Annotated in this window: 19 protein-coding genes; 15 read left to right on the top strand and 4 right to left on the bottom strand. The window is 44.0% G+C overall.

Annotated features, from left to right (window positions below):
• The first annotated feature begins 33 nt into the window (after positions 1-33).
• Both GGD38_RS04265 and GGD38_RS04260 read left to right on the top strand, forming a co-directional pair.
• A complete protein-coding gene (locus GGD38_RS04265) occupies positions 34-1188 on the top strand; it encodes an aldose epimerase family protein (RefSeq protein WP_375299261.1) in 1155 nt (384 codons plus the stop codon).
• Between the two features lie 106 nt (positions 1189-1294).
• The gene (locus GGD38_RS04260) at positions 1295-2728 is read left to right on the top strand and encodes an arabinose isomerase (RefSeq protein ID WP_375299262.1); all 1434 of its coding nucleotides are present in this window, start codon (positions 1295-1297) and stop codon (positions 2726-2728) included.
• A 115-nt stretch (positions 2729-2843) separates the two neighbouring features.
• Here the strand turns inward: GGD38_RS04260 and GGD38_RS04255 are convergent, their stop codons facing one another.
• The 3 genes from GGD38_RS04255 to GGD38_RS04245 form a co-directional block, all read right to left on the bottom strand.
• Entirely contained in the window at positions 2844-5024 is a 2181-nt protein-coding gene (locus GGD38_RS04255) for a glycogen debranching N-terminal domain-containing protein (protein WP_375299263.1), read from the bottom strand.
• Positions 5025-5049: 25 nt separating this feature from the next.
• On the bottom strand, positions 5050-6117 hold the full coding sequence (locus GGD38_RS04250; protein WP_375299264.1) for a glycosyltransferase family 4 protein: 1068 nt from the start codon (positions 6115-6117) through the stop codon (positions 5050-5052).
• 315 nt (positions 6118-6432) lie between these two features.
• The gene (locus GGD38_RS04245; RefSeq protein ID WP_375299265.1) at positions 6433-7314 is read right to left on the bottom strand and encodes an AraC family transcriptional regulator; all 882 of its coding nucleotides are present in this window, start codon (positions 7312-7314) and stop codon (positions 6433-6435) included.
• 27 nt (positions 7315-7341) lie between these two features.
• Here GGD38_RS04245 and GGD38_RS04240 point away from each other — a divergent pair, with 27 nt between their 5' ends.
• Positions 7342-7968, top strand: a complete 627-nt coding sequence (locus GGD38_RS04240; RefSeq protein ID WP_375299266.1) for an RNA polymerase sigma-70 factor — start codon at positions 7342-7344, stop codon at positions 7966-7968.
• Positions 7969-8101: 133 nt separating this feature from the next.
• On the opposite strand, the gene GGD38_RS04235 is transcribed toward GGD38_RS04240, so the two are convergent.
• Positions 8102-8866 (bottom strand): DeoR/GlpR family DNA-binding transcription regulator, encoded by a 765-nt coding sequence (locus tag GGD38_RS04235; RefSeq protein WP_375299267.1) that lies wholly within the window; start codon positions 8864-8866, stop codon positions 8102-8104.
• 924 nt (positions 8867-9790) lie between these two features.
• On the opposite strand from GGD38_RS04235, the gene GGD38_RS04230 reads away from it, so the two are divergent.
• The 12 genes from GGD38_RS04230 (at position 9791) to GGD38_RS04175 (ending at position 25288) form a co-directional block, all read left to right on the top strand.
• The gene (locus GGD38_RS04230) at positions 9791-11365 is read left to right on the top strand and encodes a glycerol-3-phosphate dehydrogenase/oxidase (protein WP_375299268.1); all 1575 of its coding nucleotides are present in this window, start codon (positions 9791-9793) and stop codon (positions 11363-11365) included.
• Between the two features lie 218 nt (positions 11366-11583).
• Complete coding sequence (locus tag GGD38_RS04225; protein ID WP_375299269.1) at positions 11584-13002, top strand: calcineurin-like phosphoesterase C-terminal domain-containing protein; 1419 nt, start codon at positions 11584-11586, stop codon at positions 13000-13002.
• Positions 13003-13044: 42 nt separating this feature from the next.
• The gene (locus GGD38_RS04220; RefSeq protein WP_375299270.1) at positions 13045-13719 is read left to right on the top strand and encodes a GDSL-type esterase/lipase family protein; all 675 of its coding nucleotides are present in this window, start codon (positions 13045-13047) and stop codon (positions 13717-13719) included.
• Between the two features lie 123 nt (positions 13720-13842).
• Positions 13843-15327, top strand: a complete 1485-nt coding sequence (gene glpK, locus GGD38_RS04215) for a glycerol kinase GlpK (RefSeq protein ID WP_375299271.1) — start codon at positions 13843-13845, stop codon at positions 15325-15327.
• A gap of 155 nt (positions 15328-15482) precedes the next feature.
• Positions 15483-16226 carry an MIP/aquaporin family protein gene (locus tag GGD38_RS04210; RefSeq protein ID WP_375299272.1) on the top strand — a complete coding sequence of 248 codons (744 nt, stop codon included), beginning with the start codon at positions 15483-15485 and terminating at the stop codon, positions 16224-16226.
• On the top strand, positions 16226-17131 hold the full coding sequence (locus GGD38_RS04205) for a glycerophosphodiester phosphodiesterase family protein (protein ID WP_375299273.1): 906 nt from the start codon (positions 16226-16228) through the stop codon (positions 17129-17131). Before GGD38_RS04210 ends, GGD38_RS04205 begins: the two co-directional genes overlap by 1 nt.
• 138 nt (positions 17132-17269) lie before the next feature.
• Complete coding sequence (locus GGD38_RS04200; RefSeq protein WP_375299274.1) at positions 17270-19525, top strand: GH92 family glycosyl hydrolase; 2256 nt, start codon at positions 17270-17272, stop codon at positions 19523-19525.
• Positions 19526-19579: 54 nt separating this feature from the next.
• Positions 19580-21115 (top strand): glycoside hydrolase family 28 protein, encoded by a 1536-nt coding sequence (locus tag GGD38_RS04195; protein ID WP_375299275.1) that lies wholly within the window; start codon positions 19580-19582, stop codon positions 21113-21115.
• A gap of 166 nt (positions 21116-21281) precedes the next feature.
• Positions 21282-22052, top strand: coding sequence for an SDR family NAD(P)-dependent oxidoreductase (locus GGD38_RS04190; RefSeq protein ID WP_375299276.1), 771 nt, complete (start codon positions 21282-21284; stop codon positions 22050-22052).
• Between the two features lie 338 nt (positions 22053-22390).
• On the top strand, positions 22391-23221 hold the full coding sequence (kduI, locus tag GGD38_RS04185; protein ID WP_375299277.1) for a 5-dehydro-4-deoxy-D-glucuronate isomerase: 831 nt from the start codon (positions 22391-22393) through the stop codon (positions 23219-23221).
• 170 nt (positions 23222-23391) lie between these two features.
• Positions 23392-24015, top strand: coding sequence for an RNA polymerase sigma factor (locus GGD38_RS04180; protein ID WP_375299278.1), 624 nt, complete (start codon positions 23392-23394; stop codon positions 24013-24015).
• 181 nt (positions 24016-24196) lie between these two features.
• Positions 24197-25288, top strand: a complete 1092-nt coding sequence (locus GGD38_RS04175) for a FecR family protein (RefSeq protein ID WP_375299279.1) — start codon at positions 24197-24199, stop codon at positions 25286-25288.
• Positions 25289-25456: the final 168 nt, after the last annotated feature.

The following is a 25456-nucleotide window of genomic DNA, read 5'->3' as shown; positions in this document are numbered from 1 at the left end:
AAACCATTTGTTAACTCACTAAAGGATTACCATATGAACAGATTGATTTGCCACGTTGCCCTGCTGTCCCTTATCACCGGCATGGTTGCATGCGGCGGCGAAAACCAACAAACTTCACAAGAAAATTCTGAAACAATGATCAAAGCAGGTGTAACTACAAAAGATTGGGGTGAAACAGATGGAAAAAAAGTGCAGTTGTTTACCCTTACCAATAAGAACGGTGTAACTGTAGGCATCACCAATTATGGTGGTATTGTTACTTCATGGGTTACCCCCGATAAACATGGTAACAAATCGAGTGTGGTAGTAGGTATGGAATCGCTTGACGAATACCTGAAAAAGCCACCTTATTTTGGCGCGCTCATTGGCCGTTATGGTAATCGTATTGGCGATGCCAAATTCAAACTCGATGGCAAAACGTATACGCTGGCGGCTAACAATGGAAAAAATAACCTGCATGGCGGTAACAAAGGATTCGATAAAGTGGTTTGGGATGCAGCCCCTGCGGCCGATAGCAGCTCTTCACTTACTTTAACTTATTTGAGCAAGGATGGTGAAGAAGGTTTCCCCGGCAACCTGAAAGTAACTGTTGTGTATACTTTAACTGATGCCGATGAACTGAATATCGAGTACACTGCAGAAACTGATAAAGCTACCCCGGTTAACTTAACCAACCATAGTTATTTTAACCTTACCGGCAGCACCGAAAACACTATTTTGAACCACACCCTGCAAATAAACGGCGATCATTTTACACCGGTTGATACTACGCTTATTCCAACCGGTGAGATCAAAGCAGTTGCTGGTACACCGTTCGATTTTACTACACCGCATACCATTGGCGCCCGTATTGATTCTGTGCCTGGTGGTGCTCCCGGTGGTTACGATCATAACTATGTGTTGAACCGTAAAGACAGCACTTTGCAACTGGTAGCTACTTTGTCAGACACTACCAGCGGCCGTAAGCTGGAAGTATATACCACTGAGCCTGGCATTCAATTCTACAGCGGTAACTTCCTCGATGGTAAATTTAGCAGCGGCGGCAAACCGGTGAATTTTCGTACAGCATTGTGTCTCGAAACACAACACTTCCCCGATTCACCTAACAAGCCAAAGTTCCCTTCTACCATTTTACAACCGGGTCAAAAATACCATACTGTAACAAAGTATAAAGTTTCGTTACAGTAAGAGAAGAATAAATTAAATGATAGGGCGGGTCCCCCTTCAAGGGAGGCCCGACCTTTTTTTTACCTCTGTACTGGTGGCAAGGCCGTTATTTAGCGTATTCTAATACATGAAGCATACGCCCGCATTTAAAATTGGTTTGTTTGGGATTGGACTGGATACTTACTGGCCGCAATTTGAAGGTTTAAAAGAACGCCTCGAAGGCTACCTGAACGACGTACATACCCGCATTGCCGAACTGCACCCCCATATTGTGAACGCCGGTTTGGTTGATACTGCCGATAAAGCGTTTGAAGCCGGTCACCGCTTTAGGACCGAAGGCGTTAATATAATTTTCCTCTACGTAACTACCTATGCACTGTCATCGACTGTATTGCCTGTTGTGCAACAGGCCAAAGTACCAGTGATTGTGCTCAACCTGTCGCCCGAAGCTGCTATCAATTATACCACCTTCAATAAAATGAACGACCGTACCCGCATGACGGGTGAATGGCTGGCCTGGTGTTCTGCCTGCCCGGTTCCTGAAATAGCAAATGTGTTCCTGCGTACCGGTGTGCAATTTTACCAGGTAACGGGTATGTTGCGTAATGATGTGGAATGTTGGAAAGAAATACTGGAATGGGTAGAAGCTGCTAAAGTAGCACACACCATGGCCTTTAACCGTCTGGGCTGTATGGGACATTATTACAGCGGAATGTTAGATATATATTCAGACCTCACGCAACAATACCGCTTCTTTGGCGGGCATATTGAGTTGATAGAAGTGGACGAACTGGCTGCCTTACGTCGTGAGGTAACCGATGAGGAAATTGAAGGCCGCGTGCAATTGTTTCATGCTAAGTTTGATGTACAGTCAGATTGTTCAGAAGCTGAACTAAAACGCGCTGCCCGCACATCCGTTGCGCTTGATCGTTTAACGGCCCAATACCAGTTAGGCTCCATGGCGTATTATTACAAAGGCACAGGGAACCATGAAAATGAAGATGCCATCAGCTCTATTATTCTTGGTAATTCACTGCTTACCGCCAATGGTATTCCGGTGGCGGGCGAGTATGAGATCAAGAATGCACAGGCAATGAAGATCATGGATAGTTTTGGCGCCGGCGGCTCATTTACCGAATACTATGCTATGGATTTTAATGAAGATGTGGTGCTGATGGGCCACGATGGTCCCGGCCATATTGCTATTGCAGAAGGAAAAACAAAAGTGCGCCCCCTGTATGTGTATCATGGTAAAGTAGGGCGCGGACTGTCGGTAGAAATGTCTGTAAAGAATGGCCCTGTTACTTTATTATCGGTTGTGCAACAGGGAAATGGTAAGCTTATGCTGTTGACAGCTGAAGCTGATTCCGTTGCCGGCCCTATATTGGAAATTGGTAATACCAACAGCAGATATAAATTCTCCATTGGCGCCCGCCGCTTTGTGAACGACTGGAACAGCCATGGCCCCGCGCATCATTGTGCGGTAGGGGTGGGGCACATAGTTTCTAAAATAAAGAAGCTTGGTTTACTACTAGGAATGGAAGTGGTGCAGGTTTGTTAGTTACCGGGTGCCGGTTTCCAGTTGCCGGGCTTTATGTGCGGCATGCTGATAACTTATCAGGAACTCCGCTAATCGGATCCCTGGCAACCGGTACCTGGTAACTGGTAACCCGTTATTATTTGATAGCAACAATCTCCCAACCAGCAGGTTTCTTCAAAAGATGAATTCCTATATCATGCTCATACTTCACCAGGTCAAGCTCAAATACCTCATCACCAAAGCGCAGGTTAGAGATCTTTACCTGTTTTATATAATCCGGGAATACAGGTTTATATAATGTGAGTTTCTTATTATGGCCATCAAAAGAAATACGCAGGCATGCCTGTAATAACAGGAACACGGCGGCTACCGACCATGCCTGGGGCGAACAGGCAACCGGGTAGGCGGTGGGTGATTCGCCGCGCCGGAATGGAAATCCACAAAACAATTCAGGCAGCCGTTGTTGTTCTATGAATAATGATGCATCAAACAGTCCCTGCATTATACGTAACGATTGGTCCATTAATCCGTAACGGGCCAGGCCATAAGCGCAAATGGCAGTATCATGCGGCCATACCGAGCCGTTATGGTACGACATAGGATTATACCGTGCCTCTCTCGCCGACAGGGTACGAATGCCCCAGCCATTGAACATATCATCTCGCATAAGCACTTCGGCGGTCTTATGCGCCCTTTCTGGAAGCACAATGCCTGAGTATAATAAGTGCCCGATGTTTGATGATACAACCCGGCAGGGCTTTTTATTGCCATCCAGCGCCAGCACGTAAGCACCTAATTCATCATCCCAAAAAACTTCGTTGAAGTGCTGCTTCAATTCGGCAGCTTCTTTTACTAACTGTTCAGCCATTTCTTTATGACCTAAGCGGTGTGCTATATAAGCGGCTTCATTTTTAGCGTCGTATACATAGCCTTGTACTTCGCACAGGGCAATAGGGAAATTGGCCAGGTCGCCGTTCTTGTGTGAAATAGAGTCATGCGAATCTTTCCAACCCTGGTTGGCCAAACCACTTTCTGCCTTGCGCTGGTATTCAACAAACCCATCGCCATCGGCATCGCCATAGGTCTTTATCCATTCCAGCGCCCGCAAAATATTATTCCATATTTCTTTTATGGTGTCCAGGTCATCTGTGCGTTTTAAATAATTCCCTGCCAGTACAATGAATAGCGGCGTAGTATCAATGCTGCCATAATACAGTTTAAAAGGAATTTCACCTGTCTCGGCCATTTCGCCCGATCGAATTTCGTGTAAGATCTTTCCGGGTTCTGAATCCTGTAAAGGTTTTACCTCGGTGGCCTGTCGTGCGGCCTGATACAACAATACGCCCCTGGCAATATCGGGCGCTACCCATAATGTTTCCAATGCAGTAAAGGTGCCATCGCGGCCAAATACGGTATTGTACCAGGGAACACCCGCGTAAGGATAACTGCCATAAGGTGTTTGTACAAGTAGCGATAATAAGTCGTTTTTTGAGCGGTTGATCCAGTTATTGAATTGTTCGTTGTCGGTAAAGATCTCGGCAATCATTTCCCGGCTTTTGTCCATGCCTGTCTTTAGCTTGTTATAGGCTGCGGTGTATGGTTCAAACTCAACCGGGTTTTCTTTTACAGTAAAAATCGAAGTACAGTTTATGGTAAATCCTTTCTGGGGCGCGATCTTGATTTTATAATGTACTTTGTTTTCTTTTGCCGCAGCAGGTGCAGGATCAAAATGCAGATTGGTTTGCCGTTCAGTACCATCGAGCCCTTTATAGGATAACGTTATCTGGTTTTTAGCAGTAATAACAGGTATCTGTTGTTTACCGCGTTGTTTTCTTTCCATACCCCGCACTTCAAATATATCTCTGAAGTCGGCATCAAATGTGATCTCCAGTTCTGTTTCGTACGTATGCGAACCATAATTGAACAGCACGATCAGTTCATGACAAATACCGTTCTGCAAAAACTTACTGCGTGAAATGTGCAAGGTGCCTTTGGGAATTACAATGTCTTTGTCGTTACTGATATCGGGATTGGTAAGGTCAACCGATAACATTTCGTTTTCGTTTTTGATATTCGAGCTCAGCAACATGGGGCGGTAATGATTTATCTCCAGTTCCATATCGCTCAGGAAGCGGGTGCCCTGGTGATAAATGCCCTGTACACAGATGCCAAATTGTTTAATATCGCCCCAGCGGTCGAAGATGCCAAAAGTATCGCCATAATTCAGGGTAAGTACACGATCATCGGCATACGAAGATGATGCCAGGATGTAATACTTATCATCATGTAGTTTTACCAGGGTGTCATGCTTTTTCATAAACCGAATTTTTGAGTTCCGAAAGCTATTTTCTAAACGCTGGTGTTAAGTGTATTGCTCTGGCTGATTGTTTTGGTAATGTTCGTTCATACAAACGCATATAGTTTTGGGCCATTACTATATCGCTGAATCTTTTTTCGAAAATGGCCCGGCATTCTTCCCGGCTTATTAAATGAATGTTGCGCAACGCTTCCACTGCTTTATCCATATTATTTACAATAAAACCGGTTTTCCCATGTTCAATGACCTCCGGTACCGACCCATGCGCATAAGCGATAATGGGAGTGCCACAGGCCATGGCTTCTATAAGCACCATGCCAAATGGTTCGGGCCAGTCAATTGGGAATAACAGTGCTTTTGCATTCGCCAGCAACGGACCTTTTTCCTTTTCGCCTATTTCGCTCAGGTATTCAACATGTGGTTCATCGAGCAGGTGACGGATCTCCTTATCAAAATAGTGTTCATCGGCTTTATCAACTTTAGCTGCGATCTTTATTTTCATGCCGGCGCGTCGTGCTATTTCTATGGCCCTGTCGGCCCGTTTTTCGGGTGAGAACCTGCCCAGGAATACCACATAATCGCCTTCGCCGTTACCGGGTTTGTACAAATCGAGTGGTAAACCATGATAAACGGTAGCCACCCAGTTGGCCATGGGTAACGGTTTACGTTGAGCGTTGGAAATAGAGATCACCGGCACGTCATTGAACTTTTGATACAATGGTTTTAGTTCCGGTATATCGAGCCGCCCGTGCAATGTGGTTAAGGTTTTTTTAGTGCAATAACGGGTAACGGGAAAATGTAAATAATCGGTATGGAAATGTAACAGGTCAAATTCGTTTGAGCGGTCCATCACTTCCTGTAATTGTAGAATATTCCCGGCCATTTGATCAACGCAATTGCTCAATCGCAATGATGTAGGGCTAACTGATATTAATTTTGCTTTTGTAACAGAGTCGCCGGATGCAAATAAAGTTACATCATTACCCAATTTAACCAATGCATCGGTTAAATAAGCTACTACGCGCTCTGTGCCACCGTAAAATTTGGGTGGAACTGATTCAATAAGCGGTGCTATTTGTGCAATTCTCAACATAACCAATAATTTCTGTTTAATGAATCATTTTAAAAAAAGGATGTTGAGGCAAGTATAGGGATGGGAATGAATTACCCCGGTGGGGTAAGTTACCTAGGTGTACGCAATTTAAATACCAGGCTGAATAAAGAATGTCGAATGGTGAATGTAGAATGTTGAAGTTAAGACAGGGAAATTAAAAATGAAGAATGAAAAATGAGAAATGAAAAAGTAAATACAGGAATATTGAATGTCGAATAACGAATTTTCAATGTAGAAGTTAAAATACATAACCAAAAACTAAGAACTGTATTTCCTTGTCAACTTGTTAACATGTCAACTTTTAAGATGCTTATTTCTGAAATCTCCAGGCGTCATACCCACCTTCTCTTTAAATAGTTTTGAAAAATAGAAATTACTTTCAAAATTCAATTCAAAAGCAATCTCTTTAACTGATTTATTGGTATTAGTAAGCAGTTCTTTCGCTTTGTGTATTTTTAACTGTATCTGAAACTGTCCGGGTGCGAGACCGGTATAGGCTTTAAATATTTTTCTGAACCTTGAATAACTGATCTGTAGTTCCTGCGCCACATCTTCAGGAGAAAAGTGTTGATCGATGTTTGACCGGAACAACAATCGTGCTTTATTTACAATGGCATCAATGTCTTGTCCGCTGAATTTTTCCTGTTGCGATAAAGAATAAATATAACCAAGTAAATGTAGAACGGCGCCGGCGATCAGCGGCTGATAACCTGCTTTTTCTTCTTTTGTTTTATCAATGATCTCTTCAAACAGGTTTAATAATGGTTCATGATAACCAACAGGAATTACAGGGTTGGCGGGTGTAAAGAATTTTTTGCTAAGCAGGTTGTTTACAATATTGCCATTGAACCCTACCCAGTATTCATTCCAGCCTGTTTTTTTATCGGGTTTGTAACGATGCCGTTCGTTAGGAAATAAAAATAATATGGAGCCTTCGGCAATGGTTTGTTTGCCACCGCTTTTCGATTCAAAAATGCCACCGCCTTTTGTTATATAAATTACCTGGAACTCGTGTAATACACGGCCTTTTTCCCAATTGAAGTAATGATGTTCGGGATGCGTTGTATAAGGGTAGGGCGAGCCGGCATCAATTTTTGTACAACCGGTATTCAGCACACTCAGTCCCCAGCTTTCATCCGCCTCACTAACCGGCAGGTATTTATAGTAGTTCACCATATGGCTGCATTAATGTCAAAAAGTACAATGCAAATATCAAATCAGGTAAAAAGCCAGCGCAATAATAACAATAATTTTAATGGCTTCAATGATTGTAAACCATTTGATATGAATGTGAATACCTCAGACAGCTGCCTGATTGAGCTATGGCGCACCGGTAATGAAAAGGCCTATCGTACTTTATTCGAGAAGTATTTTTACAGGTTGTATAATTATACGTTGAAGCTGATACCCGATAAAAATGTTTCAGAAGAAATAGTGATGGACGTTATGCTGGCCGTTTGGCAAAAGAAAGATATGTTGAACAGCAACCTGTCGTTATCGGCGTATTTATACCGGTGTGTAAAGAACCGGCTTATTGATCATTTGCGTAAACAGCATGTACCAACGATTTCGTTAGATCAAACTGCGGTAGAGCCGCCTTCCTCATTTGTAACTGATAGCCGTTTATTACATAAAGAACTGGAAGGTTTGTATAGGACCTCATTGAACCGGCTGCCGCCGCAAAAGAAACGCATCTTTACTATGAGCAGGGAAGAAGGCAGTTCGTACAAGGAAATTGCCGATAGGCTGCGCTTATCGAAAAACACCGTAGAGAACCATATGGTAGCGGCGATACGGTTAATGAAGGAGAGTATGCGTGTAACGAACTAATACAAGTTGTTCAGTTTGTGAGTTATTCAGTTGGGGGTAAAAGAACAATGAACAGTGAACTATGAACTTCGAACTGAACAACTGAACAACTCAATAACTGAGAAAGCTTATTAGAACGGCACAGTTAGTTATTTTATACAATAGTCACTTCAATTCCACGACTTTCCAACTGAGTAACAAAGTGCTCCGAAATACCACTATCCGTAATTATCTGATCAATTTCCTCTAACCCACATATGCGGCCAAAGCCGCGTTTACCAAACTTGGTAGAGTCAACAAGTACTATTACTTTTTGCGATACCTCAATCATTTGGCGGTTAAGGTGTGCTTCCGTTACACTGGTAGTGGTAAGACCAAACTCCAGGTCAATACCATCAACCCCTAAGAATAATTTACTGCAAAAGAAATCGGTGAGTATTTTTTGCGCATAGGGGCCGGTTACTGATGATGAACTCTTTCGCAGAATGCCACCCAGCTGCATGATCTCTATATCGGGGTGTTTTATTAATTCTTGCGCCACCTGCAAAGAAGCGGTGATAACAGTAAGATTCAATTTCGGCGGCATGTTCTTCGCCAGCGCCAGTACCGTAGTACCTGAGGCGATAATGATGGAGTCGTTATCGGCGATCAGTTGTGCCGCGGTAGACCCGATCTTCATTTTTTCGGCCGATTGTAATTTCTCCTTTTCATTTACCGGCCGGTCAACCGTATACGGGTTATTGATGGTGGCCCCACCATGTGTGCGGAATAAAAGGTTTTTATCCTCCAAAAGTTTCAGATCCTTTCGAATTGTAACAGATGAAACATCCAGCTCTTTACAAAGCTCCAGTACGTTAACGAAGCTTTCCTTCGTCAGTTTGTTCAGTATGAATTGGTGGCGTTCGGTTTGTGAGATCATAATGGCACAACAAATTAAATGAAAATTTGGCAGATAGAGAGAGTGAAAGTTTGGGAAATCTTTGGTTCTCAGGTGTTCCGGGGTAGGTTGTCGAGTTAATCCCGATGAAGACGAGACAAGCGCTGCCTCGCTTCACAATTCCTTCCATAGGTACCCGGGTGCCGTTTGGGTTTTGTTTGTGTATCCTTCGGCAATTGTTCGGGTTTACCTGGGAGAAGCCCGAAGAATGCCGAAGAAACCCCGAAGAAAATTCAACTAAATCTGTCAGCAAATCCGAAGACTATTCGAAAATTTTTCCGTTGTCTTATAATTCAATCCTTCATAAAACGCGACAAAAGCGTCAAAAAGGGACGTAAGTTGGTATAAGTTGGCCTAAGTTGCCCTAAGTTGGTAAACAAGGAGAGCGTTATTTTTTGTTGAAGTATGTTTGCCATGGAAACCGGTATCAACATTCTTTGACATAGTTGAATTGTCTATAGCTCCTGGTTATCGTAGCCAGAAGCTACAGGCTGTAAAAAGGCAGATTAAGTCCTCGAAGGGGCCTGGTACTTTGTTTGTGGCCGGCTCCTACGAGGCTTTTAAACCCTTACATTCGTCCGTAGGCCCGGGACTGCTATCTGACTTCCAATTAAACCCCAAAAATGAAACCTGGCCGCTCCAAAATGAAACCTGAGTTAAATTATCAACCACTCTAGTACCTGCACTCACTCCAGAGCGTCAATTATGGGGCTGAAGCCCTGATGTTCAACCTCAGAAGAGAGAAGTTTACCCATTAACCGTGCAAAAAGGTGCACCTTGGGTAATTGTGATGATGCTAAAAAGGGTTTTGCAATCTTTCGAAACATTTTAATTCACGGTTTCAAATTGTTTCACTATTATTGCTACTGAAATAAATTGAAATAAAACGAAAGTTTTCGATACAGAATGGAAGCAGGAACCGTACAGAGTCGTAACGCCTTGATTAACAGGCTTGATACTCAAAAAGAATGGGATCTGATTGTGATTGGCGGCGGCGCAACCGGTTTAGGTATTGCCCTCGAATCAGTAAGCAGAGGATATAGTGTTTTGCTTGTTGAGCAGGCCGATTTTGCAAAAGGCACCTCAAGCCGCAGTACCAAACTGGTGCATGGCGGTGTAAGGTACCTGGCGCAGGGCGATGTTCAACTGGTGCGCGAAGCCAGCATAGAACGTGGACTGCTTTGGCGCAATGCCCCGCACCTGGTAAAGAACCAAACATTTATCATTCCTATTTATACCTGGTTCGACCGGTTGAAATATACCATCGGGCTTAAATTATACGATTGGATCTCGGGCCGGCTGAGCCTGGGCTCTTCTGTTTTTATTCCCCGGTCAAAAGCTTTGCAAAAACTGCCCAATATAAAATCGGAAGGTTTGGTGGGCGGTGTGTTGTATCACGATGGTCAGTTCGATGACTCGCGCCTGGCCATCAACCTGGTGCAAACAATTATTGAACATGGCGGTGTTGCACTCAACTATGTAAAAGTAACGGGGTTGGCAAAAGACAATGGCCAGCATATCTCAGGTGTGCAGTTGAAAGATGCAGAAACCGGTAAAACATATTTCTGCAAAGCAAAAGCAGTAGTGAATGCAACCGGTGTATTTGTTGATGAGATCTTGCAAATGGATAATCCTACCGGAACAAAAAGTATAACCGCCAGCCAGGGTGTACACCTGGTGCTTGATAAAAAATTCTACCCGGCCAATGATGCATTGATGATACCTGCTACCAGTGATGGACGGGTGTTGTTTGCCGTACCCTGGCATAACAAAGTAGTGGTGGGCACTACCGATACACCGGTGAGTGAAGCTTCGTTGGAGCCGCATGCGCTGGAAAAAGAAATTGCATTCATTCTTGAAAATGCAAGCCGCTATTTTGTAGAGCAACCGAAAAGAAGCGATGTATTGAGTGTTTTTGCCGGCTTGCGTCCGCTGGCAGCGCCGCAAAAAGATAATGCAAAAACAAAAGAAATTTCGCGCAGCCATAAGATCATGGTAACGCCTTCGCATCTCTTTACCATCCTTGGTGGTAAATGGACCACCTTCCGCAAAATGGGTGAAGATATGGTTGACCGGGTTGAGAAAGAATTACAATGGCCGCATAAGAAAACAGCTACCCGCCATTTGGCCATTCATGGCTCCATTGCCAATGTTGATTTAAACGATCCGTTGTATTTCTATGGCAGCGACCAGCCAAAAGTAAAAGCGTTGATGAATGGTCATTCAAACGAATGGCTTAGTAAAAGTTTACAAATACATGAAGCGCAGGTGATATGGGCCGTACAACATGAAATGGCAAGAACGGTTGAAGATGTGTTGTCGCGCCGAACAAGGGCTCTGCTGCTCGATGCAAAAGAAAGTATTCGCATGGCCGAATCAGTGGCCATCATTATGGCGAAAGAGTTGCGGAAAGACGAAAGTTGGATAAAGGAGCAGGTATCCTCGTTTACGAAGTTGGCCGAGGGGTATATATTGAGGTAGAGTTGACGAGTTAACAAGTTAACGGGTTGACAAGGAAAATGCAAACGTTTGCTTAATTCAATTGTCCACGTACTTGCAACTGGTGGCGGAGTGTTGCCGTCATAAGGGCTGATAAAATTAGAAAACTAAAGCTGTTATTGATCTAAGCGTGAGGTTGCGCTGTCGTGAACTATTTCACGTTTGCCGTTTCACGTTTCACGATTAAAGTAATCTGTATAATGAAAAGACGCAAATTCATTGCCTCGCTTGGTTGGCTTACTGCAGGATGGGCATTTTCGCCTTTGGCATCTGCAAAAACATTCGTACCCGTTGAAAGGAAAGTAAAAGGCGCCGTACTTTCTAAAGGCAAAGGTTTGCCGGGAGTAGTGGTGAGTGATGGTTTTACCGTAGTGCAAACCGATAAGTCGGGAAAATACCAACTGGAAATACATCCCAATGCCATAGCCGTTTTTGTTTCTACCCCCGCCGGCTATGCGTTCAATCATGAAAAAGGACTTTCACGCCATTACCGCATGGTAGAGGATATCAGCAAACGCAAGGGCTTCAATTTTGAACTTGAACCGCTGAATGTAGACGATACCAATCACCAATTTATTATATGGGCCGATCCGCAGGTGAAATCGGAGAAAGATGTTGATCGTATGATGGCCGAATCGGTACCTGATGTTCAAAAGTTTGTAGCGGCGGCCAATGGCGCTTTGTTGCATGGCATAACGGTAGGCGATATTGTATGGGATAACCATGCATTGTTCCCAAGTTATAATACGGCTGTTGAAAAGATGGGCATTCCTTTCTTCCAGTGTATTGGTAACCACGATATGGATTATAACCAGGGCGGTGATGACAAATCTGACGATACCTTTCAAAAACACTATGGTCCTACCTGGTACTCTTTTAACCGGGGAAAGGTGCACTATGTAGTGCTCGATGATGTGCGTTACCTGGGTAAAGACCGTGAGTACGATGGTTATATTTCGGAAGAACAATTGGAATGGTTGCAAAAAGACCTGGCCTTTGTTCCTAACGACAGCCTCGTTATTGTATGTCTGCACATTCCGGTGCACAACGAGGTAAAAAATAATGATGCATTGTATGCGGTGCTGAAAGGACGCAATGTACATATCATGTCGGGCCATACGCATTACCATCGCAATGTAATAAAGAACGATATATTTGAACATAACCATGGCACGGTATGCGGCGCCTGGTGGACGGGCCCCATCTGTGGCGATGGAACACCATCGGGTTATGGTGTATATTCGGTAAAAGGAACTGAGTTGAGTTGGTATTATCAGTCAACCGGCAGAGAAGCCGATCATCAGGTAAGCATCTATGTGAATGACAATGATGCTGCCAGCAAAAAGCTGCAGGTGAATGTTTGGAACTACGATCCTGCCTGGAAACTGGAGTGCTGGGTTGATGGCGCTAAACACGATGCGCTGAAACGGGAAAAAGGTTTCGATGCCATGGCGGTGCTGCTGTATGAGGGCCCGCAATTGCCCAAACCGCGCGGTTTTGCCGAGCCAAAGAAGACAGATCATATTTTCAATTCAGTAATACCGGCTACTGCGAAAAATATAAAAGTGGTGGCTACCGACAGATTCGGAAAAGTATTTACATCAGAATATAATGCGTAGATATTATGTTCTACATATATTTACGGCCAAATAACAGCACATATGAAAAAAATGCTTGGAATTGTTTCCTGCACATTCATGATCTCTTTGACTGGCCTTGCACAGGAAGCTGCAAAAATTGATAGTGCCATTCGTCCTGCAGCATATAAGTTAAGAACAGGATTATTTAAAAGCTATCCCAATTCAAAAGACGATATCATTTTTCTGGGCAATAGTATTACCCAGGGTGTTGACTGGGCCGAGCTGTTACAAAACAAGAATGCCCGTAACCGTGGTATCTCGGGCGATATTACTTATGGCGTACTGGAAAGGTTGAACGAAGTAACCGAAGGACAGCCGGCCAAAGTATTTGTTCTCATCGGAATTAACGATATTGAGCATAATATCCCTGATACCCTTATTGTAAATAATTATCGCCGCATCATCAGGCGAATAAAAGTGGAGTCGCCAAAAACAAAGATCTATTTTCATACCCTGTTACCTGTGAATAACGAGTTCACGCAATTCAAAAAGCATTATAACAAAGACGAACATATTTTATTTGTAAATACAGAGCTGAAGAAAATTGCCGCCGAGGAAAAAATTACGCTGATAGATCTGCATCCGCATTTTCTCGATGCATTGAATAAGTTAGATAAAAAGTATACATTCGATGGATTGCATCTGAATGCCGAGGGGTATAAAGTGTGGGCGGGAATTCTGAAGCCATATTTGTAAATTGAAAATTTGAACTGACCTATTAAGAAAGCCCCTCCCCCACCGGGGGAGGGGTTTGGGGAGGGGGCCAAATGCCAGTTTTACAAGAAGCTCAATTTTACTAACGATTAATAAACAGTACACATGCCTCAATACATCCTATCATTCGACCAGGGAACAACCAGTTCACGGGCTATCATCTTCGATCAGTCTGGCTCAATAATATCAATTGCACAAAAAGAGTTCACACAATTATATCCGCAACCGGGCTGGGTTGAGCATGATGCCAGCGAAATATGGGCTACCCAATTAGCCGTTGCTGTTGAAGCTGTAAGCAAAGCGGGGTTGAAGGCAACCGATATTGCTGCCATTGGTATCACTAATCAGCGCGAAACAACCGTAGTGTGGGATAGAGAAACCGGCGTACCCGTGCATAATGCCATTGTTTGGCAAGACCGGCGTACTGCTTCTTTTTGTGATGAATTAAAAGCAAGGTCAGGTAGCCTGATACAGGAAAAAACGGGTCTTATTGTAGATGCCTATTTTTCTGCTACCAAAATCCGCTGGATCCTCGATAACGTAGAAGGCGCCCGTAAAAAAGCGCAGGAAGGAAAACTGGCTTTTGGCACCATCGATACCTGGCTGGTTTGGAAACTTACCGGCGGTAAAGTGCATGCAACAGATATCTCCAATGCTTCGCGTACCATGCTGTTCAATATTCATACCTGCGCATGGGACCAGGAACTGCTTAAGTTAATAGATGTACCTGCTAATATGTTACCCGAAGTACGTTCATCGAGCGAAGTGTACGGGCAAACGGATGCTCAGATACTCGCTGCGCAAATACCCATTGCCGGTATAGCCGGTGATCAGCAGGCTGCCTTATTTGGGCAAATGTGTACAGAGCCAGGTATGGTGAAAAATACTTATGGCACCGGTTGCTTTATGTTAATGAATATTGGCGATAAACCTATTTTGTCGAAGAACAACCTGGTGACCACTATTGCCTGGAAGATAGATGGTAAAGTGCAGTACGCGTTGGAAGGCAGCATCTTTATTGGTGGCGCAGTAGTGCAATGGTTGCGCGATGGCTTACATATTATTCAAAACTCATCGGAAGTAGAAGCACTGGCCAATCAGGTAGCTGATAACGGTGGCGTTTACCTGGTGCCTGCATTTGCCGGGCTGGGTGCTCCATACTGGAACCAACATGCCCGTGGTACTATTGTGGGTATTACCCGTGGTACTACATCGGCGCATATTGCACGCGCGGCAATTGAAAGCATTGCATTGCAAACCATGGATGTTCTTACTGCTATGCAGGCCGATGCCGGTTCGCCCATAAAAGAATTGCGTGTCGATGGCGGTGCCACAGCCAATGATCTGATGTTGCAAATTCAGGCCAATGTATTACAGGCAACAGTTATTCGTCCGGATATCACTGAAACAACTGCTATTGGTGCAGCTTACCTGGCTGGTTTGGCTGTAGGCTACTGGAAGAACATAGACGAAATAAAAAAACAATGGAAGCTCAATAAAAGCTTTTCACCCGATAGCAACAATGCCACTCAATTAACAAAAGGCTGGCTGAAAGCAATAAGGGCCGCGAAAGCGTGGGCAGAGGAATAATGTGCTAATGAGATAATGTGCTAATGAAAAGGCAAGATGCCTGAGACTCGTTAACTCGTCAATTGTTACTCGTCAATTTAGCTCCCTTCATCAGCAAAGTTTCAAAGAATCCCATATCTATAAACCAAGAATAATTTAACCTAAATAACGATTGTATGAGTCCATTCACAGCCGAACTCATCGGCACTATGTTTTTGATCTTACTGGGGGCTGGTGTTGTAGCGAACGTGATCTTGAAAGGAACCAAAGGCAATGCCGGCGGCTGGATGGTGATCACCACCGGTTGGGCGTTGGCTGTATTTGTAGGTGTGGTAATTGCAGGGCCATACAGCGGCGCGCATTTGAATCCCGCCGTATCTATAGGACTGGCCATTGCGGGTAAATTTCAATGGAGCGAAGTGCCCATGTATATTCTGGCGCAACTGGTAGGGGCTATGCTGGGCGCATTTCTGGCATGGTGTATTTATAGAGATCACTTTAACGAAACAACCGATCCTGATACACAGCTTGCAGTATTCAGTACGGGGCCGGCCATCCGAAACACAACATTCAACGTGTTGAGTGAGGTGATAGGAACTTTCGTTCTTCTCTTTGTAGTTTTCTATTTCACCGAAGCTGAGATCAAGAACCCGCAATCACCTATCGGATTAGGTTCATTAGGAGCAATACCTGTAGCTTTCCTGGTATGGGCCATTGGCCTTTCACTGGGCGGAACAACCGGTTATGCTATTAACCCAGCGCGTGATCTGGGTCCGCGTATTATGCATTCTATTTTGCCAATAAAACATAAAGGCAGCAGCAACTGGAAATATGCCTGGATACCTATAATCGGTCCTATCATTGGCGCAGGCATTGCTGCTTTGTTGTATTTGCTTTTGAACTATTTAAAGACACAATAATGAAACGTATTTTGGTATTATCTGTGATTGCAGGTTTTGTGGCCTGTACTGCCTCTAAGAAGTTATCGGTGCCGCAAAATTATCCGGTCTTTTATAAAGAAGGACATCGTGGTACCCGTGGGTTGATGCCCGAGAATACCATTCCGGCCATGAAAAAAGGCGTTGAAGTGGGCGCCAACTGTATTGAGGTGGATGTGTATTTGACCAAAGATGGAAAAGTGCTTATCTCTCATGATCCATTTGTAAATGTTGCCCACTCAGTGTATGCCGATGGCAGTGAAATAGCCAAGGCAGATGCTAAAAAATATGTATGGCATCAGATGAATTATGAAGACACTAAAAAATTTGACGTAGGTTCAAAACCATATGCCGGCTGGCCGCAACAAAAACAGGTAAAAACAGGCCTGCCGCTGTTGGGCGAACTTATTGATTCAGTAGAAGCATATGTAACTGCCAATAATTTGCCCAAGCCTATTTATAATATTGAATTAAAGACCTCGCTTAAGTTCGATACGCTGAAATACAATGCGGCGCCGGCCGAGGTGGTTGATGCGGTGTTGGCGGATGTAAAGCCAAGAAATATTGGCAACCGTTTTTATATACAGTCATTTGATGTGCGTCCGCTGCAGTACGTTCACAAAAAGTACCCCGATATTGTGATCGGTTATTTAACGGCTGGCAAAAATCTCGATAGCAACCTGAAAAGCCTGGGCTTTATGCCGCATATTTACAGTCCGGAGTTTAACCTGGTGAACAAGGCGATGGCCGATTTTTGTCACAGCAAAGATGTAAAGCTGGTTCCCTGGACGGTAAATGATAAAGAGAAAATGAAGAGCCTGATAGCTGATGGAGTTGATGGAATTATTACTGATTATCCGAATTATTTTGCAGAAATAGGTAAGTAGTTAAAAAGTTAAATAGTTTATAAAGGTGGGTCGCTTCCTGGCGACTCACCTTTTTCTTTCCCTGCGCTAATTACATATATGCCTCGCGGTACACTATATTGCGGTTGAATAGCCAAAAAATATATTAAACTTAAGGGCATGAAATGTAGCTTACGTAGGGTAATAAAAGGTATTTCGGCAGTTTCCGGTTTTCTATTGTTTCAATCAGGTTCAATGGCGCAAAGTTTTACCAGCCTGGTGAACCCATATATTGGTACGGCGGGTCATGCGCATGTGTTCCTTGGCGCCAGCGTACCGTTTGGCGCAGTGCAGTTGGGCCCCGATAACGTATTCAGGGGCTGGGATTGGTGCTCGGGCTATAATTATACCGACAGCATTATAAAAGGTTTTTCTCACACGCATTTGAGTGGTACCGGCATGCCCGACCTGGGCGATGTGCTTATAATGCCTTTTATCGGCGAAATAAAAACAGGCAGTGTAACAAAGGAAACGCCAACAGCGGGCCCTTCTTCTCTGTTTTCGCATAAAAATGAAAAAGTAAAACCCGGATATTATGCGGTTTCCCTGGATGATTATAAGATACAGGTTCAGTTAACTGCTACCGAACGGGTAGGGTTTCATCAATATAATTTTTCCTATTCCAAAGACGCTCATATTCTCGTCGACCTGAAAGAAGGCATCGGTGATAAAGCTATTGAGACCCATCTTGAAAAAATAAATGACAGCACTCTCTACGGCTATCGCTTTTCTAAAGGCTGGGCGCCCAACCAGCAATTGTATTTTGCCATCAGGCTGTCGTTACCAATGAAACAATTGGAGTTATACAACAATACGCAAAAGCTGGAAGGGCAATCTGCAAAGGGCGATGGTATAAAGGGTATAATAAACCTGGCAGATGACGATCATTTTGTGCAGCTTAAGGTAGGTATCTCGCCGGTAAGTGCAGAAAACGCCCTGGCGAATATCAATGCCGAAATACCGCATTGGAATTTTGAAAAAGTGAAAAACGAAGCCAACGCCAAATGGAACCGTGAATTAGGTAAGATTACCATCAATACAAAAGATACAACGGCTAAGAAGATCTTTTATACATCGCTGTTTCATACGATGATAGATCCCGCTTTATTTAACGATGCCAATGGCGAATACCGTGGCGCCGATAAAGAAGTGCATAAGGGAACTTTTAATAACTATACCATCCTTTCTTTGTGGGATACCTATCGCGCCCTGAACCCTCTGTACACCATCACGCAGCCAAACAGGGTGAATGATATGATAAGCACCATGCTGAACATTTACAAACAGCAGGGTAAATTGCCCATCTGGCACCTGGCCGGTAATGAAACCAACCTGATGCCCGGCATGAGTAGTGTACAGATCGTTGCTGAAGCTTATTTAAAAGGCTATCGTGGTTTTGATACCGCGCTTGCTTTTGAAGCGGTAAAGAACACGTCGTTGCGCGATGAGTTTGGACTGAGTTATGTAAAATCACTTGGTTATATTCCGCATAACAAAATGCAGGAGTCGGTGGCCAAGGCCATGGAATATTGCATCAGCGATGGCAGCATTGCATTGATGGCAAAGAAAATGGGTAAGAAAGAAGATGCTGACCTGTTTGCAAAACGTGCTTTATACTACCGCAACTACTTCGACAGCACTACTAAATTCTTTCGTGGTAAAAATGAACAGGGCGAATGGAACACAGAGTTCGGTCCGGGCCGTACCAGCCACCCCTGGATAGATGATTATTGCGAAGGTAATGCCTGGCAATACACCTGGCTGGTTCCGCAGGATGTAGAAGGACTGATAAAATTGTTGGGTGGCGATGAAGCCTTCGTCAATCGCCTCGATACCTTCTTTAAACTGAAAATAGAATTCGATTCCAATTCGCCGCCCGATATCTCAGGTATGATCGGTCAATATGCACATGGTAATGAACCGGGGCATCATACAACTTATTTATATTCTTACGCCGGCCAGCAATGGAGAACGGCAGAGAGGGTGCGCTATATTCTGAAAAACCTATACGAAAATACGCCCGAGGGCATCAGTGGTAATGAAGACTGTGGTCAAATGTCGGCCTGGTATATCTTTTCTTCATTAGGCTTTTACCCGGTTCACCCGGCAAGTGGTGCTTATGTTTTGGGCAGTCCGTTGTTCGATAACGCAACCATTCAACTGCCTGGTAAGAAAACGTTTTCGTTAAAAGTAGAACAGAACAGTGAAAAGAATATCTATATTCAACGCGTAATTCTAAATGGCAAACCCTGGCCCAATTCCTATATTACCCACCAGCAGATAATGCAGGGTGGTACAATGACGATTGTTATGGGAAGCAAGCCGAATCTGAAGTTTGGGCACCTGCCTGCGAGCAGGCCCAAATCAGGATTTTAAAGTAAGTTGACTTGTTAACCAGTTAACGAGTTAACTGGTTAACAAATACAACATATGAAAAAACTAAGCTTCTTTTTAGTTCTAACGACCATTACAACCACATTATTCGCTCAAAAGAAAGTCCTCGATATAACAAAGTTCGGCGCTGTAGGCGATGGTAACACAAACAACACAGTAGCCATTCAAAAAGCAATTGATAGCGCGGCTGCTGCGGGCGGTGGCCTGGTGTTGATACCTACCGGTAAATTCGTTACCGGTGTTATTAATTTAAAATCGGGTGTTGAACTGCATGTATCAGCCAATGCATTTTTGTTGGGAAGCACCAAACGTACCGATTATGGCGGTGTGCGTGCATCGGCTTTAATAGTGGCCGACAAGCAGGATCATATTTCTATAACCGGCACAGGTACCATCGACGGAAGAGGTAGGGAAGTAGTAGCCGATGTTGACCGCATGCTAAAAGAAGGCACCCTGCAAGATCCGCAATGGCAAACGGTAAATCCATGGGGACAGAAACGTTCGGCCGAGTTTAATCGTCCGCACCTGCTTACGTTCAAAAACTGCGATCATGTAACCATCACCGGTGTATTGTTTAAAGACGCTGCCTGCTGGGTACAAACCTATCGCGAATGTACCAATCTCACCATCGATAGCATACGGGTTCAAAGCACAGCTTATTATAATAACGATGGTATAGATATCGACGACTGCCGCAATGTAAAAGTTACCCGTTGTAATGTAAATGCCGATGATGATGGCATTTGTTTAAAATCGGGCAATGCCAATACGTTTTGTGAGAACATCGAGATCAGCGATTGCGTGGTGCGCTCCAGCGCCAGCGCCCTGAAGTTTGGTACTGCTTCGCATGGAGGATTTAAGAACATTAAAGTAAGCAATGTAAAAATATACGATACCTACCGCTCGGCCATTGCGCTTGAATCGGTTGATGGCGGCACACTTGAAAATGTAACAATCGAAAATATAAAAGCCACCAACACCGGTAATGCTATCTTCATCCGTCTTGGCCATCGCAAAACCGAAGCTGCCATAGGTGTAGTGCGCAATATTCATATCACTAACGTTAAAGTAGAGGTGCCGGCCGGTAAACCCGATAAGGGGTATGAAATGGAGGGCCCGGTAGTGCCTTATCCGCACAATGTATTTCCCGCTTCTATAACCGGTTTACCCGGTCACCCGGTTGAAAATGTAGTGCTGGAAAATATTAAAGTTACTTATGAAGGTGGTGGCAGCAAACAGGTGGCGCATTTTAGGCTCGACTCGCTGCCAAAGGTACCCGAAAACGCAGGAGACTATCCCGAGTTCTCTATGTTTGGCGAATTACCCTGCTGGGGCCTGTATGTACGCCATGCCACCGGTATTCAGTTGAAGAATGTAAAACTGGAATATAAGAAACCCGATTTCAGACCGGCGGTGATCTTTGATGATGTAAAGCAATTGCAGATCGATAATCTGGATATACCTACGGCGCAATCGGCCCCGGTGATCGTGCTTAAAGATGTGCCTCAGCCATCGCTCCCTACAGTAAAACTCCCCTTCGAAAAAAACAAGGCCATCATGATCTGGAAGTGACCGAATAGCTTACCTAATACAATGAGCAGCAAATAGATACACTTCCCTGCGGGTTAAATTTGGTAGTCTACCCCTCATGCAGGAAATTGCAGCCCTATTTATACCCGGCAATTCGGGAAGGAGGATTCTCTCAGGCTTCTATTGTACTTGGTAAACTAAAATTATTATGAGCATTCTTTCAAAATTTTCATTGGCAGGCAAAACCGCATTGGTTACAGGTTGCAAAAGAGGCATCGGTAAATCAATAGCCGTTGCGCTGGCCGAGGCGGGCGCCGACATCATTGGCGTATCGGCCAGTTTAGAATTGACCGGCAGTAAAGTTCAGCAGGAAGTAGAAGCTACCGGCCGTTCTTTTAAAGCCTATCAGGCCGATTTTAACGATCGCAAAGCCATTTATTCTTTTATCGACAAAGTAAAAGGTGAATGTGCACCGGTTGATATCTTATTCTGCAATGCCGGCACTATTATGCGTAAACCTGCTGCCGAGCATCCTGACGAATACTGGGATGAAGTGATCAATGTAAACCTTAACGCCCAGTTTATTTTAAGCCGCGAATTTGGCCGCGATATGATTGCGCGTGGAAGTGGTAAAGTGATCTTCACTGCCTCTTTATTGAGCTTCCAGGGTGGCATTACCGTACCAGGTTATGCTGCCAGTAAAGGTGCTATTGCCCGGTTAACCATGGCCCTTTCAAATGAGTGGGCTGCCAAAGGTGTTCAGGTGAATGCCATTGCGCCTGGTTATATTTCAACCGATAATACCGAAGCATTGCGTAATGATCCTGAGCGTGCGAAATCGATCCTGTCGCGCATACCAGCCGGCCGTTGGGGCGAAGGCGAAGATATGATGGGCGCCGCAGTATATCTGGCGTCACCTGCATCTAATTATGTTACCGGTACTATCATCACTGTAGATGGTGGCTGGATGGGGAGATAGCACAATGTGATAATTTGCTAATGTGCTAATGTGATAATGAATACAGTTGACGAGTTAACTGGTTAACGAGTTGACAAGGCAGTTGAAAAGGTGATAGAGTTGATACAGGTGATAAAGGTAATACAGGGGCTACTGTGCTTTGAGATTAATAACTGATCTTGCGCCGCCTGAATTTTATTGCCGATTGCCGATTCACGATTGCCGTTTCACTTTTTACGACACCGAGGTTATAAAGGCCAACGAAAATTTAGTTATAAATAAAGCCCCTCCCCCACCGGGGGAGGGGTTTGGGGAGGGGGCCAAACATACATTTAACCACAAAGACTAATTAAACAAACATGGATAACCGTTTAGCAATAAGTCCGAATGAAGCAAAGCAAATGGATACGGCTGCTTTGCGTAAGGCTTTTTTAATAGATACATTATTCGAAGCAGACACTGTTCAGCTTACCCTGTCGCACTACGACCGGTATATTGCCGGCGGTGTTATGCCTGTATCAAAAGCAGTGGCCCTGCCTAACCCCGAAAAATTGAAAGCAAAATTCTTTCTCGAAAGAAGAGAGTTAGGCATCATCAATGTAGGTGGCAAAGGTACCATCACTGCCGATGGACAAACCTACGAGCTGGATTATAAAGAAGCATTATATATTGGCATGGGCACAAAAGATGTGCAGTTTACTTCTGCCGATGCAAGCAAACCCGCCAAATTCTATATCAATGCAGCGCCCGCTCACCATACTTACCCCACTAAAAAGATCTCAAAGGCAAATGCCGAGGTGGTAGAGTTGGGTAGCCCTGCTACAGCCAATCACCGCGTGATCAACAAACTGATCGTTGCCAGCGTATTGGAAGTTTGCCAGTTGCAAATGGGAATGACGGAGTTGAAAAGCGGCAGCGTATGGAATACCATGCCAGCGCATACCCACGACCGCCGTATGGAAGTGTATTTCTATTTTGAAGTACCCCAGGGACAGAGCGTATGCCATTTTATGGGCGAACCACAGGAAACCCGTCATATTTGGATGCAGAACGAACAGGCGGTGATATCTCCCAACTGGAGCATTCACTCAGGCGCCGGTACCAGCAACTATACCTTTATATGGGGTATGGCCGGTGAAAACCTCGATTATGGCGATATGGACCATTGCGCCATCACTGAATTGAGATAATACATTACACTGTATAAACATTGACAATGTGCCATTCTGGTTTAGGCCGGGATGGCACATTTGTTTATACATTGCCCATTATGACTGAAGCATTTAGAAAATTATTTTTTAAAGGTTGTAAATACATTTATATTTAGTGAGTGCTATTCCAAAACGATTGACTGCCAATAATGATCCAGACTGCAATTCATACCGACAACCTTTGTTGGGAACGCCTGCTTAAAGGCGATAAAGAAGCTCTGTATGAGCTTTATACAAAATACTATCATACCTTATTATTTATTGGTTTAAAGAACATTCACGATAGCGATCTCGTGAAAGATGTTATACAGCAACAGTTCCTGTACCTGTGGGAAAAGCGTAATACGCTGATGGAGGCTAAAAACGTACGCAGTTATATTATTATCTCCTTTTTACGCCGGCTTACCAGCGACTGGGTAAAGGCGCGCAAAAGAGTTAACCTCGAAGTGGCTTATAGTAAAAAGGAAGAGGAGGGGTTTGAAACGTCGTATGAAGAAACGCTGATCATTAAAGACGATCATGAAGCGGTAAGTAAAAACCTGATGGCTGTCATTAATGAGTTGCCGGCCAGGCAACGCGAGCTTATTATACTTAAATTCTATGAAGGCTTGAGCTACGATGCCATTACGCAAAGAACGGGACTTACCCACCGCACCGTATATAATAAAATACACGAAGCATTATATAAAATAAAACAACGCCTGGTGCAGCCCGCCGTTGTATCGGGCATACAATCATTTTTTCTGCTATGTATGGCCTCTTTTATTTTATAACCTGGAGAATTAACAGAAAATCAAACCTTTGGGGAGGGTAATCATTTTATTAGGGTAAGCTCTGTTAACTTGTCAACTCGTCAACTTGTTAACTCGTCAACTTTTTCCCACTTCTGAAAAATATTTTGAAAACAACGGGTAAAAATGATGGGCTCGGTACTCTGCTTATAAAAGAGCGGACATGCAACATAAGTACCGGACAGTTGAAGACCTGTTAAAAGAGGAATCCTTCATAAATTATTGTCTCAGGAAAAATGAGCAGGACGTTCATTACTGGGAAAAATATCTTGCTGAAAACCCCGGTAAAAAAGAACTGATAGCTGAAGCGGTACAGGAATATCGGTTGTTGTTCACCGCTTTAGCCCAAGCCGACTTTGAAGAGCAATTAAGCGCATTAAAGAAAAAACTTGCTGGTAGCGACAGTGCACCGGTCATTGAATTAAATACGGCAAGCCGGGCACGCACACCTTTTTACCGGCGCTTTTCTTCCATAGCGGTAGCTGCAATGGCCGTACTGGTTATTGGTTTTTATTTTATTCGAAAAATACCACCTACACCAACATCCCAAAACCGATCTGTACAGTATACTTGTAAACCCGGCGAACGAAAAAGTTTTCAGTTTCCCGATGGCACCCAGGTCATCCTGAACGCAGGCAGCGAAATATATCTGAACGACCAATACGCTAAAAACACCCGCGAAGTATTTCTGAAAGGCGAAGCATTTTTTGAAGTACAGCATAATGCTGAAGTTCCTTTTATTGTACATACGGCCAGTATGGATGTAAAAGCGCTGGGTACAGCCTTTAATGTGAAATCATATAACAATGAGGGTAGGACCGAAGCGGTGCTGGTACGCGGACTGGTTGAAGTGACATTGAAAAAAGATAATAACCGTAAGTTGTTACTACATCCCGATGAAAAAGTGATGTGGAGGGATGATAAAGCAGGTAGTGAAGCTGAAGCATCGCACCCGGCGGCAAACAGCACGGCGGTAGTAAAACCGGTAAAGAAAAACGATAATGGCGATGTAAAAGAAATAGCCTGGGTACAAAACAACCTGGCGTTTGAAGACGAAGCTTTTGAAGAAATAGCGTATCAGCTAAACCGGTGGTACAATGTGAACATCCAATTTGAATCGAGCGATATAAAGCAATATCACTTTACAGCTACATTTAAAAGGGAAAAGATAGAGCAGGTGCTTGAGATATTACGGGCATCGAAGCGGTTTAATTATAGAATTGAGGGTGAAGGAAGTATTGTGGTGTACAGGTGATGGAGTAAGAAGTAGGAGATAAGAAGTAAGAAGTTGACGAGTTAACTGGTTAACAAGTTAACAAGGGGTTGAAAAGGTGATAAAGGTGATAGAGTTGATAAAGGAAATACAGTTTACAAGTAGGCTGGAAAAGATGTAAAAGAGAGACGAGGGCTGGATATTTATATG

This window comes from Niastella sp. OAS944, from assembly GCA_024809215.1.
Lineage (GTDB): Bacteria > Bacteroidota > Bacteroidia > Chitinophagales > Chitinophagaceae > Niastella.
The sequence above is the reverse complement of the archived record's forward strand: the minus strand, read 5'-3'. Positions and strand labels throughout refer to the sequence as shown.

Coding starts and splice junctions, on each gene's coding strand:
- GGD38_RS04265 (WP_375299261.1), top strand. CDS start 34: ATGAACAGATTGATTTGCCACGTTGCCCTGCTGTCCCTTATCACCGGC.
- GGD38_RS04260 (WP_375299262.1), top strand. CDS start 1,295: ATGAAGCATACGCCCGCATTTAAAATTGGTTTGTTTGGGATTGGACTG.
- GGD38_RS04255 (WP_375299263.1), bottom strand. CDS start 5,024: ATGAAAAAGCATGACACCCTGGTAAAACTACATGATGATAAGTATTAC.
- GGD38_RS04250 (WP_375299264.1), bottom strand. CDS start 6,117: ATGTTGAGAATTGCACAAATAGCACCGCTTATTGAATCAGTTCCACCC.
- GGD38_RS04245 (WP_375299265.1), bottom strand. CDS start 7,314: ATGGTGAACTACTATAAATACCTGCCGGTTAGTGAGGCGGATGAAAGC.
- GGD38_RS04240 (WP_375299266.1), top strand. CDS start 7,342: ATGCAAATATCAAATCAGGTAAAAAGCCAGCGCAATAATAACAATAAT.
- GGD38_RS04235 (WP_375299267.1), bottom strand. CDS start 8,866: ATGATCTCACAAACCGAACGCCACCAATTCATACTGAACAAACTGACG.
- GGD38_RS04230 (WP_375299268.1), top strand. CDS start 9,791: ATGGAAGCAGGAACCGTACAGAGTCGTAACGCCTTGATTAACAGGCTT.
- GGD38_RS04225 (WP_375299269.1), top strand. CDS start 11,584: ATGAAAAGACGCAAATTCATTGCCTCGCTTGGTTGGCTTACTGCAGGA.
- GGD38_RS04220 (WP_375299270.1), top strand. CDS start 13,045: ATGAAAAAAATGCTTGGAATTGTTTCCTGCACATTCATGATCTCTTTG.
- glpK (WP_375299271.1), top strand. CDS start 13,843: ATGCCTCAATACATCCTATCATTCGACCAGGGAACAACCAGTTCACGG.
- GGD38_RS04210 (WP_375299272.1), top strand. CDS start 15,483: ATGAGTCCATTCACAGCCGAACTCATCGGCACTATGTTTTTGATCTTA.
- GGD38_RS04205 (WP_375299273.1), top strand. CDS start 16,226: ATGAAACGTATTTTGGTATTATCTGTGATTGCAGGTTTTGTGGCCTGT.
- GGD38_RS04200 (WP_375299274.1), top strand. CDS start 17,270: ATGAAATGTAGCTTACGTAGGGTAATAAAAGGTATTTCGGCAGTTTCC.
- GGD38_RS04195 (WP_375299275.1), top strand. CDS start 19,580: ATGAAAAAACTAAGCTTCTTTTTAGTTCTAACGACCATTACAACCACA.
- GGD38_RS04190 (WP_375299276.1), top strand. CDS start 21,282: ATGAGCATTCTTTCAAAATTTTCATTGGCAGGCAAAACCGCATTGGTT.
- kduI (WP_375299277.1), top strand. CDS start 22,391: ATGGATAACCGTTTAGCAATAAGTCCGAATGAAGCAAAGCAAATGGAT.
- GGD38_RS04180 (WP_375299278.1), top strand. CDS start 23,392: ATGATCCAGACTGCAATTCATACCGACAACCTTTGTTGGGAACGCCTG.
- GGD38_RS04175 (WP_375299279.1), top strand. CDS start 24,197: ATGCAACATAAGTACCGGACAGTTGAAGACCTGTTAAAAGAGGAATCC.